This is a genomic window from Halobaculum sp. MBLA0147 (assembly GCF_041361345.1).
Classification (GTDB): Archaea; Halobacteriota; Halobacteria; order Halobacteriales; family Haloferacaceae; genus JAHENP01.
Window position 1 is genome coordinate 1,741,869 of record NZ_JBGKAD010000001.1, and the last position, 14,949, is coordinate 1,756,817.

Consider the following 14,949-nt stretch of genomic DNA (forward strand, 5'->3'; position numbering starts at 1 on the left):
GAGCGTGTGAACGCGTTCCACGACGCCACGCATCCGGAATCCTTAACTCCGATACGGCGGTACGTCGTGGTGACGCGCCGGTGTAGCTCAGCTGGTAGAGCGATTCCTTCGTAAGGAATAGGCCGAGGGTTCAAATCCCTCCACCGGCTCTGTCCTTCCTCCCGAAGACGACCACGGTAGTTACGTCGCCGAGTTCGTTCCCGAACCGCACGCCCACCTCACACAGATTCTCGCACCGACACGGACGCACCTCAGAACCGCACCAGCGAGTCGTTCCGCCCGGTGGCGACGGCCGTCTCGACGTCGCCGAGGTCCCACCCGAGCGGCGAGAGGACGCTCGCGGTCGCACGCAGCGCCAGTCGCCGGTAGAACGCCGCGTCGTACCGCGTCCCCGGCTCGACCTCCGGCCGCAGACGCACCCGGTCGCTCGTCGCGGCGTCGTCGTCGACGACGAGGTACTGCACGTCCTGCCCCGGGTGAACCGAGCGCCCGAGACGCTCGGCCCGGCGGAGTGCGGCGACCGCCCGCGTCCGGTGGTCGTACGCGTCGGCCGTCTTCGTCACGCGCTGGCGGACGAGCAGGGCCCGTGCCGACACGTCGCCCGCCGCGAGGCTGCGGAGGTGCTCGGCGAGACACCCGACCACCGCGTCGGCGTCGCGCGTCTCGTCGAGCGTCTCGATCAGATCCCGTTGTACGTCGGCGACCCACGAGGGTGTCGAGCGCTGTCTGGCCTCGATCCCGCGTGTCTTGTATCGATCCTCGTCCGGCCCGGGATCCGCCCGGCGGCCGACGTACCGCGTCAGTGCGCCGGCGTCGCCGTCCCGGCGAGTACAGAACGCGACCCAGTCGAAGGCGCTCTCGTACTCGAGGTCGACCCCCACGTCGGCCGACACCCGTGCGGCGACGGCGTCGAGCGGCTCCTGCGTGGCCCCCTCGCGGGGTGTCACCCACAGGGAGTCGACGATCCCGTGGAGGACGCGCCAGCCGGCCGCCTCCAGCGTCTCCTTCGCGGTGAGGAGGATGTCGCGAGCGTAGGCGTTGATCGCCTCGTGGACCTCGATCCGGCCGAACTTCGCGTTCGAGAACCCCTGGTACCCGAAACACGACACCAGGATCCACTTGAGCGCACGCGACCGTCCGGCGAGGCGGTCGCGCTCGGTCGCCGAGAGATCGTCCTCACGGAGGCGTCGCTTCGCCGCCGCGCGGTCGTCGACGATCGGTTCCAACACGTCCGGGAGGACGCCGTCGCGGTCACACACCGAGTAGCCGAGCTCGGGCACGTCGGCGCGGTCGTGACACCGACACCGGACCGTCTCCGGCGAGAGGTTGTGTCGGCAGATCACGTTCGGGTACAGCGACGCGAAGTCCAACTCGTGGACCGTCTCGTGGAGCCCCACTGCGGGGGCGAGCGTCGTCCCGCCGCGGTCGCCGGCGTGGAGTTGGCGTGCGGTCTTGAACCGTTCCGGGCGCCACGCGTGCCACTGGACGAGTACGTCGCGGGCTCGCGCCTCGCGGATCTGGATCGCGGTGAGCACGTTGCCGATGCTCGCCCACCCGAGTTCCTGGAGCGGCTTGCGCGACCGTGCGACGAGGTCGAGACAGCCCGCGAGGTTCGTCTCGTCGAGGAAGAACGTGTTCGACCGGTCGAGGAGGACGCGCCCGGGGACATCGTACCGCGCCGGACTGTGGTGGCGCTGCCCGTACGACTCGAACGTCGATCGCTCGGCGAGTTGCCGGTAGGTGGGGACTACCTCGCGGTCGAGCCCGGTCGGGACCCGCGGCAGTCCGAGGTCGACGCCGAGCCGCTCGGCGCTGTCGGCCACCAGCGGGACGACCGCCGCGCGGTTCACGACGAGCACGTCCGGGTCGAGCGTGTCGAGGCGAGCCGCGAGCGTCTCCAGTGCCGCTCGTGCCGTCTCCGCTGGCGTCGTCAGGGTGTCGGGGGCCTCGGCGACCGCGTCCGGGCCGGTCGTCGTGGTGGTGCCGAGACGGAGCCGCGAGAGGTCCTCGTCGGCCATCGCGCCGGACGGCAGTCGGAGCTCGTAGACCGTCGGGAGGCGGTCGGGGACGGGCGAGCGGTCCCGGTCCAGACAGAACCGGAACCCGGGCGAGAGGTCCACGTCGAACGCGCGGTAAGGAACCCGTCCGGGCGGTCCCCGATCCTCGACGAACGTCGCGACGCGTCGCACGCGACGCATCCGGTCGACGGCGACACGGAGCGTCGGCTGCTCGGCGAAGCGGTACCCCGGGCGACGCGTCTCGACGCGCTGGTCGACGACCGCCGGGTGGTCGGCCAGCGTCTCGCGCAGGTCGGCGAGTGCCGTCCGACACCGCTCCGGGTCGGGATCCGCGGCGGTCATCCCGTGGCGTGTCACGACGAACAGTGCCGGCCGGTACGACTCGTGGACGGTCGCAGCCCAGCCCGGGTCGGTGGGTGTCCCGGTCAGCGACCACGCGACGGGGTCGCCGTCGAGGACGTCGATGGCGTACGGCATCCTCACTCGGGTCCGTCGGTGGGTGTGTCGGCTGGAGCCTCGTCTGGTGCGTCGTCTGGTGCGTCCGCTGGCGCGTCGTCGAGGGTCGTCTGTGTCTCTTCCTCGTCCGTCGTCTCGCCGCGCTCGACCGGCTGGGTGAGACGAGTCTCCAGTTCGTCGATCCGTTGTTCCTGTGCGAGACAGATCCCGACGAGGAGTGGGACGACCGGCGACTCGTGGTTGAGGTGGCTCGCGGCGTCGGCGTGGTCGCGGCCGTACCGGAACAGGCGGTCGAACCGCTCCTGGTCGCCCCGACGGAGTGCGCGCCGGTACGGGCCCCAACGGTGTTCCAACGCCTGCAGGAGATCGCGGTAGGTGGGGTTAGTCCGGCCCACGATCACCACCCCGCTCCCGGCGTCGGTGTCCTCGGGGACGCCGGCGACCCCGGCGACGCACGTGTCGGGTCACTCTCCGTCACCGTCGCGTGGCGGGCCCGGAGCAGTTCCCGCCAGAAGGCGAGCGTCGTCTGGACGGTCCCGTCCGCACCCGGGTACGCCAGCGTCTCGAACGCCACCTCGTCCCCGTGGAACCGCGGCCCGAACGGCGTCCGCTCGACGCCGATCCGCGTGCTCGCGGCCGCCAGCGGCTCGGAGAACGTCGTCGGCCGCGCCCGTGTGGTGAGGACCGGCACGTCGAGCGCCCGGACCACGCGACGGAGGAGCGCGACCGCCCGGACGAACAGTCGGCGACACGCCGCCTCGGGGCGGTCGCTGGCCCGGTAGAGCGCGTCGAGTGCGGGGGCGACGACGACCGCCAGACGCTCCGTCGCCGGACCACCGAACGGACTCGTCGCGCCGTCGTCGACCCAGCGTGCGAGCTGGGCGACGAGCGTGTGGTGTTGGTGAGCGGTGAACGCACGGGCGACGTGGACGCGATCCAACACGCGGTCCGTCGGTGCGACCCGCACCAGCGTCTGCGTGGTCGCGTACCCTTGTGCGTCGATCCAGACCACGTCACCACCCTCGTCCAGCGCCGTGTCCACCGCGAGGGTGTCGAGCGCGGTGAGGACGTCCCGCCGTCGCTCGCGTGGCGTCTCCGCGTCCGGATCGAGCCGGTAGATCTCGGCGTCCAACTCGGGCAGTTCGGCCGTCGGTGGCTCCGCGTCGAGGTCGCCGACGACCGGCGAGGCGTCGGCGGTGCGTCGGTCGTCGGCGTGACTCCCGAGCAGGGTTTCGGGACTCGGGCCGAGGCGCCGCGAGTCACCACGGGTCGCCACCGGCGGGCGGTCGGTGCGTCGGCTCGCAGCACCCGTCTCGGAACGGGTGCCGTCGGTCTGTATCTGCACACGCAACCGTCTCGGCGGCGGGCACATAACCGCGACCGGGCCGTCGCCGGCTTTCCGCGTAGGACCGGCCGTCGGGTGTGACCCCGACGAGCCGCCGCGTCTCGGACGCGCGGTGGGTTTCCGGGTCGTTTCCGGAAACGGGGGTTCTCCGGGTCGTCTCCGGAGACGACGGCGCCGAGTCTCGGGGGTCCAAACGGCGACCGGAGACACACCTGCCGTGGCCCTCCTCACTCCGTGGTCGAGTGAGCGGGGACGGCCGCGTACGTCCGACTCGGCCCCTCGCCGCTGGCGGCCACGAGGTCGTAGTGAGTGAGCTTCTGGAGCCACGAGCGCACCGTCCGCTTGGTCCGTGGGTCCTCGACCCGCTCGCGGTAGCGGTCGTACAGCTCCTTCGGGGCGAGTTCGCCCGCCTCGACGAGGATCTCGTACACCGTGCGTTGCTGTGGACGGAGCGCGTTCAGGTTCTTCGTCCGCACGTCGCGGTGCCCCTCGGGGATCGCCGCCTCGACGTGGTCGTCCGCGAGGCGGTCGACACCCGCCCGGTCGGCGCGGCGGGCGGCACTCCGGAGGATCGACAGCGCGACACGGGCGTCGCCCCCGCCGGCGTCGGCCATCCTGTGGAGGTGCGCGTCGGTGACGGCGTCTCTGACCAGCCCGTGTTCGACGCGCGCCGCGAGGATGTCGACCAACTCCGCGGTGTGGTAGGCGTCGACGTGGACCGTCTCGGCGGTGTGGAGCCGCGACCGGACGCGTTCGTCGAGCCCGGCGAGCAGTTCCGCCTCGTCGTTCGTGACGAGGACGATCGAGAACGTCGGGAGACGGTAGAGGTCGTACACGAGCCGGGAGTCTTCGAGTTGGTCGGCCTCGTCGAGCGTGACGATCACCGGCGGGCCGTCGTAGGCGGCGAGTCGGTCGAGTAGTTCGTCGTGGGGGGTCGAGCGCCGCCGGACGTCGACGCTCTCGCCGAGCGCGCCGAGGATCTCGTAGGTGGCCTTGAACCGGCTGTACGACTGCCAGCAGTTGAGGTGGACCGCCGCCACGTCGCGGACCGTCTCGCGGAGGCGCGAGACGACGAACTTCGTGATCGTCGTCTTTCCGGTCCCCGACGGGCCGGTGACGAGTGCGGGTTCCGTCGGCTCCCCGTCCGTGATCGGGCGGAGCACCCGCGACAACGAGTTGACCTCGTGGTCGCGGTGGACCACGTCGTTCGGGACGAACCCCTCCCGGAGGACGCGGGCGTCCGTGATCATCGTCCGATCGGTACGGCCGGAGCCTCAAAGTACCGAGCCGTACGGACGGTGGAAGTGGAATCCACCCGACGGAGCGGGGCGGCGGGGGTCGAACCCCGCCGGCCGGGGGCGACTCAGGCGGGCGTCACGGGCGTGTACCGACCGGCGACACGACCCTCGACGACCGGGACGGCGGGGAGTTCTCGCCACCCGTCGCCGCGACGGTGGAAGACGCCTCCGAGGTGTGTCACCGCGACGAGCGAGCCGTCGACCGTCGTCATCCCGGTCACCGTCTCGTCGTCGCGGGGCAGCGGAACGTGTCGCAGCCCGTCGCCGTCGACGGCGTACAGCGCCGGGTCCGCGTCCGGGTCGTTCCACGTCGAGGAGTTCGCCAGCGCCCCGGCGGCGTACACGGTGTCGCCGACCGCGTGGACCCGCCGGAAGTACCGCTGCGGGACGTCCTCGTCGAGTCGGTCCCACGTCTCGCCGGCGTCGTCGGTGCGGTACAGTCCCGAGCCGGTGGCGGCGACGTACGCACCCGGTCCGGTGACGGACAACTCGTGGACGTCGTCGTAGACACCCTCCGTCGACCGGTACGAGCCGTCCTCGCCGACCACGACGCCGCCGACCTCGACGCCGACGGCCAGGCGGTCCCCGTCGTACACGACATCGCGGATCTGTGCGAGGTCGTCGTGTCGCGGGAGGCGCCACTCGTCGCGCGACGGCAGTTCTTGGATCGCCGTGATTTCCGTCCACGCCGGGGTGTCGGCGACCGTGCCGTCGGCGGCGACCGCGTCCGCGACGTAGACGTGTGCCGGTCGCGTCCCCGCGAACAGTCGCCCGGTGGCCGGGTCACAGCCGACCGCGTACACCTGCTCTCGCGGGACGGACAGCGCCGTCCACTCGTCGCCGTCGCCGCCGTGGTACAGGCCACTCGACGTGGCCGCGAAGACGCCCTCGACACCGTCGAACCGCCGGAGTCGGTGGACGCGCCCGACTCCGAGCCGCTTGCGAACGCGGGCGGTACGCGAGCCGCTCGCCTCCCGGACGGCGTAGACGCCGTCGTCGGTTCCGACCAACAGCATACGTCGAGGGAGCCGCCGGAACGGCTTAAGCGACAGCGAGAGCGCGTTTGTGTTTCGACGCCGACAGGAACGTGGACGGTGGACGCGCCGTCGCGTGGAGCCGAGTGGGGGCGAGTCGGGCGCTCCTCGGTCACGGGTCGAGCGCGAGTCGGGAACGAGTCGCTGGCGGGAGCGGCGACCGCCGAAACGCTCAACAGAGTCCGTCCGAACGTGGGTGCGTGGATCTAGCGGACGACCCAGTCTGGACGGAGCGGTTCGAGCGGGCACGCGAGTACGTGGAGACACACACGGACCCGCTGGACGTGTTCCACATCGGGAGTACGGCGATCCCCGACCTGGCGGGGAAGCCGGAACTCGACGTGTTGGGCGTGTACGAGGACGTCGACGCGGTGCGGGCGGCGGGTGACGCACTCGTCGCCGGCGGCGACGAGTGGGAGCGGACCGACGCCGACGACGTGGTGGTCGTCTACCGGCGCGATCCGCCGGCGGGCGAGTTCCTGCGACTCCACACGGTCGCCGACGACGCCGTGCGCCAGCAGCTCGCCGTCCGCGAGTACCTCCGAGCGGACGCGGACGCACGCCGACGGTACGAGCGCGTCAAGCGGTCGGCCGCCGACGAACACGACGAGTTCGAGTCGTACCAGTCGGCGAAGCGGGCGACCGTCGAGACGCTGCTCGCGGAGGCACGCGAGGCGGGCCACTTCGAACGGCTGCCGGCGAGCGTCCGGCGGGACGGGTGACGGCCGTCACCCTCGGTCCCGTAACACTGAATCGGGTTGTGGAAGGACGTGTACACATGGCGACGAAGTCCGTTCGGATCGACGAGGACCTCTACCGGCGGATCGAGGCCTACAAGCGGGACGACGAGACGTTCTCGGAGGCCATCGACCGGCTCATCGACGGGTGGTCGCTCCTCGACCTCGCCGACACACTCGATCCGGCGGAGGCAGACGCCCACCGGGAGGCCATCGAGGCTTCGGAGGCGGCGGGAGCCGAGGCCGTCGAGGAACGTCTCGAACGGCACTCGGTCTCGGATGACGGAGGGTGAACACGTCGCCAGTGAGGCGAAGCCTGCACTCGGGTTCGCCGACTCCGTCGTCGCCGCGACTGCACTGGTCGTCGACGAACCCGTGGTCACCGACGACACGAGCGACTTCGGGACCGTCGACGGACTCGACGTCGTGAACACGGCGACATCATCGGACGATTGAGTGGCTCGCGTCCGCCGTGACGCACCGACTCACCACTCGCCGAGTCGCGCCTGCCCACTCCCGTCGCCGTCACCCTCGCCCGCGAGCGTCGCCGCCTGCTGGATCGTCGACTCGAAGGTGTCCTGCTGGCTGCGGTCGTACAGCGTCGCGGCCGGGTGGACACAGACGAGTACGCGGTGACTCGTCTCGCCGAGGCGCGCGTCGTACACCTCGCCGGCCTCGTCGGTGACCGCTACGGACCGCTCCAGGAGGTTCTCGGCGGGCACCTTCCCCAGGGCGACGACGATCTCGGGGTCGATCGCCGCCAGTTCGGCGGCGAGGTAGCCGCGGCAGTTCTCGCGCTCGTCGACGTGTGGGTCGCGGTTCTCCGGCGGGCGACACCGGACGCTGTTCGTGATCCGTACGTCCGCCCGCGCGAGTCCGGCGTCGCGTAAGGCGTCGTCCAACACCGTCCCCGAGCGGCCGACGAACGGCTCGCCGCCCTCGTCCTCGTCTGCGCCCGGCGCCTCCCCGACGAAGACGATCTCGGCGTCCGCCGGCCCGACGCCGTTCACGATCCGCGACCGGGAGTCGACGAGTCGCGGACACCGCTCGCAGTCGGTCACGCACAGCCCCTCGTCCAGTTCCATACGACCCCCTGGGACGCCGCCACCAAAGACACCTCGCCTCGCGAGGGCGGCGGGCACGCCACGTCACCGAGTCGCTCGGTCACTCCGTCACGTGCTCGCACCGGACCCATCACTCACTCACTCGTCGTCGCCGCCGTACGTACGACCGGCACGCGCCGCGAGCCGCGCCACCCGCAGCGGTTCCGGCCGTCCGCTCCCCGCGGGCGTGTACGCTCGGACGACCGCGGCGGCCGTCTCGTGGTCACACCCGACGGCGCGCACCCAGACCGCGTCGGCGGCGTCTGCGGAGCCCTCGCCCGTGCCGGTCTCCGCCGCGTCGGCGTCGAGGACGACGCGCCGCCGCGGAGGTTGGCGCTCGTAGATCGCGCGTCGCTCGGCGAGCGCGTCCCCGTCGAACTGCTCGCGGAGCGCGGGGTCGAGCCCCGGACTCGCCTCGAAGGACACCGACAGGACGGGACAGTCGGCACGCTCGTGGAGTCGGTGGAGATCCAGCAGGTTGAACCACGCCGGAGCGAGCCCGGCACACAGGACGTACTGGACGTCCGGTCTATCGGCGACGACGGACAACGACGCGACGGTCGCGGTCGCGTCGGTGCCGCCGACGGTACACTCACCGAAGGCAAGTCCGTCGAGGACGCGGTCGGCGCGTACGACCGCACCACAGACGGTCGCCGTCGTCTCCCCGTCCGAGACGGCGATTCCCGCCGCCCGCGTCCCGGATCGCACCGCTCGTGGCTACTCGTCTTTGATGTCCTGGAGCTTGTCCAGGAGTTCGTCGTTCGACGCCCCGATCTCGAACTCGACGTCCCCCTCGTGTGCGGCCGCACCCGCGTCGACCGTGTCCTCGTCGGCGATGTCCGAATCGAGTTCCTGGTTCTCCTGTTCGGACTCGTCGTAGCTGCCGAATCCCATACATCACGGTCTTACCGACTCTCGGCAAAAAGCGCACGGGTGGGCACCACCCCACACACGCGAGTGGACAGTTCTGTGCGCCGTCGCCGGATACGTGTCCGGTTTCGGTGTTCAGTCCCGACCGAACGGACAGTTCTGTCCGCTCACGACGGGTCGGACGGTCGGTCGCTGCACGTGCGAACGGGTCGGTCGTCTGCGGTCGCGGGTGGCTCCTCGTCGGCGCACTCAGTCGTCCGCCGTCGCCGACGACTCCTCGCCGGTCGCGTCGGCGTCGGCCACGAGCGGCGTCCCGTCGGCACGCGGGCCGAGTCGCGGGCCGTGTGGACCGTCGTCGGGGTCGATCTCGCGCCGTTGGCGGTAGTCCGTCGAGCGCTCCACCGGGCGCCGGCCGACGCTGGTGATCAACTCGACGTAGTCGTCGAACGACCGGAACTCCCCGTAGTCGCCGCCCGCTCGCTTCGTGATCTCCTCCGAGAGGATCGTCCCCATGAAGTCGTTCGCGCCGCAGGCGAGCGTCTCCAGCGCCTTCTCGTCGCCGTACTTCACCCAGGAGGTCTGGACGTTCTCGACGTTGTCCAGGAACAGCCGCGAGACGGCGATCAGCAGTTTGTCCTCGGCGTCGCTCGCGCCACCGGTCACGACCCCCTGCTCGTACAGCGGCGTCCGTTCGTGGACGAACGACAGCGGGACGAACTCCGTGATCCCGCCGGTGCGATCCTGGAGGTCTCGGACCCGCTCCAGGTGGAGCGCACGGTGACGCTCGTTGTCGACGTGACCGTACATGATCGTCGCCGTCACGTCCAGGCCCGCCTCGACGGCGGCTTCCATCGCGTCGAGCCACCCGTCGGTGTCGATCTTCCCCGGACAGATCACGTCGCGCACCTCGTCGACGAGGATCTCCGCGGCGGTGCCGGGCGCGGAGTCGAGGCCCGCGTCGGCGAGGCGGTCGTACACCTCGCGGTACGACCAGTCCGTGCCGCGGCGGGCGTGGTACGCCTCTTCGGGCGTCATCGAGTGGACGTGAACCCCGTCGACGGACATCGCGTCGATCTGTTCGACGTACGTCCCCGGGTCCGTCTCGTACCGGTCCGGCGGCTTGTAGTTCACCTCGCGGGCGGGGTGGTCGTAGCTCCGGAGGATCTCGTGGTGGTCCGCGTCGAGCGCGAACGCCGGGTGGAGGCCCGAGACGGAGCACACTTCGTACACGCCCATCGCGACGGCGTCTCGGACGATCTCGCGGGACTCGGCCGGCGTCTTCGTGAACCCCGGGTGAGACACGTCGCTGTCGCGTTCGAAGTTGCTGGCGGTGTCCTTGAAGTTGCAGAACAGACAGCCGGTGTTGCAGGCGGTGGTGACGTTGTTGTTGAGGTTGGCGACGAACGTCACGGCGTCGCCGACCACCTCGCGCCGGCGGTGGTCGGCGGCCGTGAGCACCGCCTCCATCCGCTCGCGGTCGATCCCCGCGGTGTCCGTGCCGGTCGTCAGCAGTTCCGTCGCGTCGTCGACGTCGAGGCGCACGCCGTCCCGGGCCTTCGCCAGTGCGTTCTCGAACGACTGGTCGGTCTCCGGGGTGTGCCGGAAGCCGAGGTCGTCCGCGTCGAGGTCCGCTGCGGACGGTCGATCCATACCCGCACCTGCCGCGCGAGCGTGAAAAACGGGTCGGTGACGGCAGTCGCAGGTGGTGTGGCGGGTCGGCCCCGCCATCGTAGGAGGCGCCCGGCGGTGTCCGTCGCGAGCCGCCGCCGTCACCGCAGCGCGGCCGCGACGCCGACGGCCCCAGCGACGAGGAAGAAGACGGCGACGACGGGTTGCCCGCCGGTCGCGCCGGTGTAGACGCCGAACCCGACCGTCGAGACGGCGACCCCGACGCCGAGGGTCGCGAGCGCGTGGACGGCGACGTTGCGCGTCGCGTCCGTGTCCCCGGAGAGCTGTTCGCCCAGTCCCAGTGCGTGCTCGCCGAAGTCCCAGAGGGCGACCGCGCCGACGGCACCGAGCAACAGCGGGAGCGGCGTCCCACCGGTCGCGCCGCCGACGACCACGCCCGCACCGGCGAGCACGGCACCCCACCCGACAGTCCGTCGACTCGGCCGGAGGAGGCCGGCGAGCGCGAGGAGCGTGCCGAGTGCGGCGACGCCCGCGCCGGCCGGCGACGCCACGACCAGCGCCACCGTCGCGAGCGTGCCGGCGGCGGCGGTCGCCGCGACGCCCGCGACCGGCGGCGAGTGGTCGACGTTCACCGCGACCACCGCCGTGCGCTGCGTTCCAGTTCCGGTTCCAGCGCCGTCTCCGCCCCCCAGTCGACCACGCGCAGTCCGGCACCACGCAACTCCGAGAGACGGTTCGCGCGTTCGACACGGGCGAACTGTCGCCCGGCACTCTCCTCGGTCGTCGGGTCGGGACTCACCACCGTCACCGCGTGACCGTAGGCGTCGAGTCGCCGCCCGACGGTCACCGCGAAGTCGTCGAGCACCGGCGAGAAGAACACCACCTGTGCGTCCGCCGGGATGCGACGCCGGAACCGCGTGAGCCACGCCGTCGGGAGGAACCGGTCCTCCGAGGGGGTCGCCGACAGCGCCGGGTGGCTGGTGAACAGCTCGCGAGCGGCAGCCTCGTGGTCCGCGCCGGTCCCCGGCGGGAGCCAACACTCGTCGGGACTCATCGCCGCGACACCGACGCGGTCGCCGGTGTCCGACAGCGCCGAGAAGGAGACGGTCGCCGCCTCCACGGCCCGCTCGACGGCGTTCGATTCTTCCGGGCCGGGCGCCTGGTACGCCTGGACCCGCGCGTCGACGAGTAACACGACCGTGGCGGCACGCTCCTCGCGGAACTCCAGCGTGGACAACTCCCCCGTCCGGGCGAGACGCGCCCAGTTGATCCGCCGCACCGGGTCACCGTGGCGGTACTCGCGTGTCGCGTGGAACTCCAGCCCGCTGCCGCCCACGTCCGTCGGCACGCGCCCGCTGAACTGTGTCGTCAACCCACGCAGCGGGAGCGACGTACTCGCCGCCAGGTCCGGGTGACACCGCAGCGTCGTCGGCGTGTCGACGCGAGCCGTCGTCTCCCGCGAACCACTGGCGTTGCGAGCGACGACCGTCACCGGCTCCCAGTCGTGTTCGCCCCGCACCGCAGTCACGGTGTACTCGAAGGCCGCCGTCCGACCGGAGCGGAGAGCGGTCCCGAGTCGTGCCGACCCCTCGACGGCCAGCGCCGGCGGCACCCCGTCGATCACGCGGAGGTCGGCGAGGAACCCGCCGTCGTTGTGGACGCGCACGGTGACGGTCACGTCGTCGCCGGGGTCCGGGTCCGGTGGCGACACCGTCCGCTCGACACGCACGTCGACTGCCGGGTCGCGGTTGCCGCGTGCGTACGCCGCGACGGCGACGCCGACGATCCCGGCCAACAGCAGTCCCGGCTGTCGGAGTACCAGTCCCGCACCGACCGGGAACAGCGCCGCCGCCGCGATGCCGGTCCACCGTCCCGTCTCCAGTACCTCCTCGACGCGCGTGTCCGCGCTCGTCGCGGTGCTCGCGTCCGTCGTCTCCGCTCCCGGCTCGGTCGCTGGAGTCCGGTCGTCCGTCTCGGTGTCGTCGGGGGTCGCTCCGTCCTCACCGACGCCGTCCGAGTCCACACCCTTCCCCTCGGTGTCGACCGGTCCGTCGCCGCCGTCGCCGGGGCCGGTGTCGCCACCCGTCCCCGGTGTCACCGCCGGCTCGACGACACCCGGTCTGGTGTCGGGCGTGGCACCCGTCTCCGCCGTGGGCTCGGTTCCGCTCGTCTCGTCTCCCGGCTCGGTTCCGCTCGTCTCGTCTCCCGGCTCGGTTCCACTCGTCTCGTCTCCCGGCTCGGTTCCACTCGTCTCGTCTCCCGGCTCGGTTCCACTCGTCTCTTCGGTCCGTTCGTCCGTCTCGTGTGTCGTCGACACGCTCTCCTCCGTCTGTCGAGTCGCCGTCTCGTCGGCCGTCTCGCGCACTGCTCGCTCGTCGTCGGGACGCGACGCGTCGGCCGCGACACCGTCGGGGTCGCTCACTCGTCCACCTCCGAGGGGGGCCACACCGCGTCGCTCCCCGTCGCCCCGGCGTCGGCCACACGACCCGCACCGCCCGCCGGCGCCCCCTCGGCAGTCCCGTCACCGTCGCGCGACGCTCCGGGCCGCCGAGACCGACCACCACCGTCGGTGGGTCCGGGGTCCGCTCGTCGCGCCGGTCCGTCGGCCGCGTCCCCCGCGGCTCCCGACGAGTCGGCCGTCGACTCGTCGGCACGGGCGATCCGGCCCGACTGCCCCGCGAGCGCGCCGTCGGGCCGGTCCGTCGGGCCGGCACCGCCGGTACTCGGGAGGCGTTCGGCGAGACGGCCGATCTGTGTCGCGAGCCGGCGTTCGAGCCGGTCTGCGATTCCCCGCTCGCTCGCCGTCGCCACCGCCTCGGCGTCCTCGCCGCCAGTCTGGACGCGCCGGAGTGCGGCGACCGTCCGCCGCGTCGCGAACGAGAACTTCGAGTTCGAACCGAGCACGCCGCGGGCGCGGACCGCCCACGGCGGCTCCGGCGTCTCGCCGACGAACCACGCCGCGACCGGATCGTCCGTCCACGTTCCGGCGTCGACGGCCCGTTCCGCCGCCGTCGTCGTCGGGTACTCCCCGCGGGCGACCAGTGTCTCCAGCGTCGCCGCTCGCAGTCGCTCGTGGAAGTTGCGCCGCCGCGTCACACTGGCCCGCGAGAATCCCTCCGCGTCCGCCAACAGGCCGTCCACGTCCTCGCCGGGTGTCGGGAGTTCGTACCGCAGCTCCACGTCCGGCACGTCCGCAGCCTCCCGTGAGCCCTCGCGTGCCTCCGTGATCGCGTTCAACCCCAACACGATCGCCACGACGCCGACGACGGTGACGAACAGGTACGAGAGGTCGAACAGTCCCGCGAGTCCGCGCGAGAACAGAGCCACGAATCCGACCGCGACCGACACGACGCCCACGATCGCAGATCGTCTCACCGTCGGTCACCTCCGTCGGTGCGGCCGTCTCGATCACTGGTACCGTCGGCTCCGTCCTCGGGGGCCCCCGACTCGTCGGCGTACGTCGCCTCGAGGTTCCGCAGTGCCTCGACCGCACGCCGCTCGCGGTCGGTGGTCACGTCCCGGTCGCCGTACCGCACCTCCTCGAACACCTCGGTGAGCGCGGTCACGTCCTCGCGAGCCATCCCCGCGTCGACGGCCGCCGCGGCGAACTCCGCCGGGGTCGAGGAGCGTGGGCGTGGGACGTCGAGGTGTGTCGTCATCTCGCGCCACGCACGGTACACCTCGTTCTCGACGTCCGCGTCGTCTTCGAGTCGATCCGCCGCCTCGCCGGCGACCGAGCCGACCGCGGCGGCGCGGGTCTCCGAGAGTTGGTCGGACTCGTCGTCGTCCGCAGCCACCACGTCGTCACTCGTCGAGTACAACAGGAGTCCGACCGCACCGGCGGCCGCCAACAGCAACAGGACGGCGAGGAGGACCGTCGGCGTCGAGGCACTCGTCCCGCTCCCGGCGGCGCCCGCCGCACCGCCACCCTCCGGCAGGAACCCGGAGGCGTTCTGCTGTGTGCCGGCGGCGAGATCGAGTTCCGTCGGCCCGCTGCAGCGAGTCAACGTGAAGTAGAAGAACAGGAACGGAGCCGAGATCGACGCGACGGTGATCGTCGACAGGAACAGGGAGCCGGTCTCTCGGTAGAACAACAACAGGACGCCACCGATGAGTCCGGCGACGGCGATCCGTGCCGGGAGCGTGTTCAACAGGGGGATACACAGCCAGAACGACGGACTCTCGGCGCCGTCCTCGCTCGCCCCTGCACTCGAGGACTCGGAGGGACCCGTGCCGGCCTGGTCGCCGCTGGGCCCGACACCGAACCCGCTCGCCGTGTCGGTGCTCGTCGTCGATGTCAGCGTCGCCGCCGAGACACCCAACGCCAGGACGGCGGCGACCGCGAGGAGGGCGGTGGCGGCAGTGCGTCTGTCTACCACGACACGGGTTAGCAGGAAACTCCGCTTAGACCTTTCGACGTGTCCGCGAACGGAGACCGTCGCAGTCGGGGACTCCGCCC

General features: G+C 71.6%; 16 protein-coding genes and 1 tRNA gene. 4 read left to right on the forward strand and 13 right to left on the reverse strand.

The window, feature by feature from the left end; genetic code table 11:
• Positions 1 to 76: 76 nt before the first annotated feature.
• A tRNA-Thr gene (locus RYH80_RS08260) sits at positions 77 to 149 on the forward strand.
• 102 nt (positions 150 to 251) lie between these two features.
• Here the strand turns inward: RYH80_RS08260 and RYH80_RS08265 are convergent.
• The 5 genes from RYH80_RS08265 to RYH80_RS08285 form a co-directional block, all read right to left on the reverse strand.
• A complete protein-coding gene (locus RYH80_RS08265) occupies positions 252 to 2,495 on the reverse strand; it encodes a type B DNA-directed DNA polymerase (protein WP_370903378.1) in 2,244 nt (747 codons plus the stop codon).
• Positions 2,496 to 2,497: 2 nt separating this feature from the next.
• Positions 2,498 to 2,869 carry a DUF8156 family protein gene (locus tag RYH80_RS08270; protein ID WP_370903379.1) on the reverse strand — a complete coding sequence of 124 codons (372 nt, stop codon included), beginning with the start codon at positions 2,867 to 2,869 and terminating at the stop codon, positions 2,498 to 2,500.
• Positions 2,870 to 2,871: 2 nt separating this feature from the next.
• Complete coding sequence (locus RYH80_RS08275; RefSeq protein ID WP_370903380.1) at positions 2,872 to 3,819, reverse strand: P-loop NTPase family protein; 948 nt, start codon at positions 3,817 to 3,819, stop codon at positions 2,872 to 2,874.
• A 227-nt stretch (positions 3,820 to 4,046) separates the two neighbouring features.
• Entirely contained in the window at positions 4,047 to 5,069 is a 1,023-nt protein-coding gene (locus RYH80_RS08280) for a Cdc6/Cdc18 family protein (protein ID WP_370903381.1), read from the reverse strand.
• Positions 5,070 to 5,182: 113 nt separating this feature from the next.
• Positions 5,183 to 6,133 (reverse strand): beta propeller repeat protein, encoded by a 951-nt coding sequence (locus tag RYH80_RS08285; protein WP_370903382.1) that lies wholly within the window; start codon positions 6,131 to 6,133, stop codon positions 5,183 to 5,185.
• 218 nt (positions 6,134 to 6,351) lie between these two features.
• On the opposite strand from RYH80_RS08285, the gene RYH80_RS08290 reads away from it, so the two are divergent.
• Genes RYH80_RS08290 through RYH80_RS08300 form a run of 3 tightly spaced genes read left to right on the forward strand, consistent with a single transcriptional unit; the run spans position 6,352 to position 7,344 of the window.
• The gene (locus RYH80_RS08290; protein ID WP_370903383.1) at positions 6,352 to 6,873 is read left to right on the forward strand and encodes a GrpB family protein; all 522 of its coding nucleotides are present in this window, start codon (positions 6,352 to 6,354) and stop codon (positions 6,871 to 6,873) included.
• 56 nt (positions 6,874 to 6,929) lie between these two features.
• Entirely contained in the window at positions 6,930 to 7,181 is a 252-nt protein-coding gene (locus RYH80_RS08295) for a DUF7557 family protein (RefSeq protein ID WP_370903384.1), read from the forward strand.
• Positions 7,168 to 7,344: a type II toxin-antitoxin system VapC family toxin gene (locus RYH80_RS08300; protein WP_370903385.1), complete on the forward strand. Its 177-nt coding sequence runs from the start codon at positions 7,168 to 7,170 to the stop codon at positions 7,342 to 7,344. Before RYH80_RS08295 ends, RYH80_RS08300 begins: the two co-directional genes overlap by 14 nt.
• A 29-nt stretch (positions 7,345 to 7,373) precedes the next feature.
• Here the strand turns inward: RYH80_RS08300 and RYH80_RS08305 are convergent, their stop codons facing one another.
• The 8 genes from RYH80_RS08305 to RYH80_RS08340 form a co-directional block, all read right to left on the reverse strand.
• Entirely contained in the window at positions 7,374 to 7,973 is a 600-nt protein-coding gene (locus RYH80_RS08305) for a uracil-DNA glycosylase (RefSeq protein ID WP_370903386.1), read from the reverse strand.
• 117 nt (positions 7,974 to 8,090) lie between these two features.
• On the reverse strand, positions 8,091 to 8,699 hold the full coding sequence (locus RYH80_RS08310) for an endonuclease dU (protein WP_370903387.1): 609 nt from the start codon (positions 8,697 to 8,699) through the stop codon (positions 8,091 to 8,093).
• A gap of 9 nt (positions 8,700 to 8,708) precedes the next feature.
• The gene (locus tag RYH80_RS08315) at positions 8,709 to 8,885 is read right to left on the reverse strand and encodes a DUF5786 family protein (protein ID WP_370903389.1); all 177 of its coding nucleotides are present in this window, start codon (positions 8,883 to 8,885) and stop codon (positions 8,709 to 8,711) included.
• Between the two features lie 225 nt (positions 8,886 to 9,110).
• Positions 9,111 to 10,511 carry a 7,8-didemethyl-8-hydroxy-5-deazariboflavin synthase subunit CofH gene (gene cofH, locus RYH80_RS08320; protein WP_370903390.1) on the reverse strand — a complete coding sequence of 467 codons (1,401 nt, stop codon included), beginning with the start codon at positions 10,509 to 10,511 and terminating at the stop codon, positions 9,111 to 9,113.
• 119 nt (positions 10,512 to 10,630) lie between these two features.
• Entirely contained in the window at positions 10,631 to 11,122 is a 492-nt protein-coding gene (locus RYH80_RS08325; RefSeq protein WP_370903391.1) for a DUF7519 family protein, read from the reverse strand.
• On the reverse strand, positions 11,119 to 12,912 hold the full coding sequence (locus RYH80_RS08330) for a DUF58 domain-containing protein (RefSeq protein ID WP_370903392.1): 1,794 nt from the start codon (positions 12,910 to 12,912) through the stop codon (positions 11,119 to 11,121). The genes RYH80_RS08325 and RYH80_RS08330 overlap by 4 nt, the downstream gene beginning before the upstream one ends.
• Entirely contained in the window at positions 12,909 to 13,865 is a 957-nt protein-coding gene (locus tag RYH80_RS08335) for a DUF7269 family protein (RefSeq protein WP_370903393.1), read from the reverse strand. The genes RYH80_RS08330 and RYH80_RS08335 overlap by 4 nt, the downstream gene beginning before the upstream one ends.
• Complete coding sequence (locus tag RYH80_RS08340) at positions 13,862 to 14,869, reverse strand: DUF4129 domain-containing protein (protein ID WP_370903394.1); 1,008 nt, start codon at positions 14,867 to 14,869, stop codon at positions 13,862 to 13,864. The genes RYH80_RS08335 and RYH80_RS08340 overlap by 4 nt, the downstream gene beginning before the upstream one ends.
• Positions 14,870 to 14,949: the final 80 nt, after the last annotated feature.

Bases quoted from the DNA above. Each gene is read 5' to 3' on its own strand.
- RYH80_RS08300 (WP_370903385.1), top strand. From the start codon at position 7,168: ATGACGGAGGGTGAACACGTCGCCAGTGAGGCGAAGCCTGCACTCGGG.
- RYH80_RS08285 (WP_370903382.1), bottom strand. From the start codon at position 6,133: ATGCTGTTGGTCGGAACCGACGACGGCGTCTACGCCGTCCGGGAGGCG.
- RYH80_RS08295 (WP_370903384.1), top strand. From the start codon at position 6,930: ATGGCGACGAAGTCCGTTCGGATCGACGAGGACCTCTACCGGCGGATC.
- RYH80_RS08315 (WP_370903389.1), bottom strand. From the start codon at position 8,885: ATGGGATTCGGCAGCTACGACGAGTCCGAACAGGAGAACCAGGAACTC.
- RYH80_RS08280 (WP_370903381.1), bottom strand. From the start codon at position 5,069: ATGATCACGGACGCCCGCGTCCTCCGGGAGGGGTTCGTCCCGAACGAC.
- RYH80_RS08265 (WP_370903378.1), bottom strand. From the start codon at position 2,495: ATGCCGTACGCCATCGACGTCCTCGACGGCGACCCCGTCGCGTGGTCG.
- cofH (WP_370903390.1), bottom strand. From the start codon at position 10,511: ATGGATCGACCGTCCGCAGCGGACCTCGACGCGGACGACCTCGGCTTC.
- RYH80_RS08305 (WP_370903386.1), bottom strand. From the start codon at position 7,973: ATGGAACTGGACGAGGGGCTGTGCGTGACCGACTGCGAGCGGTGTCCG.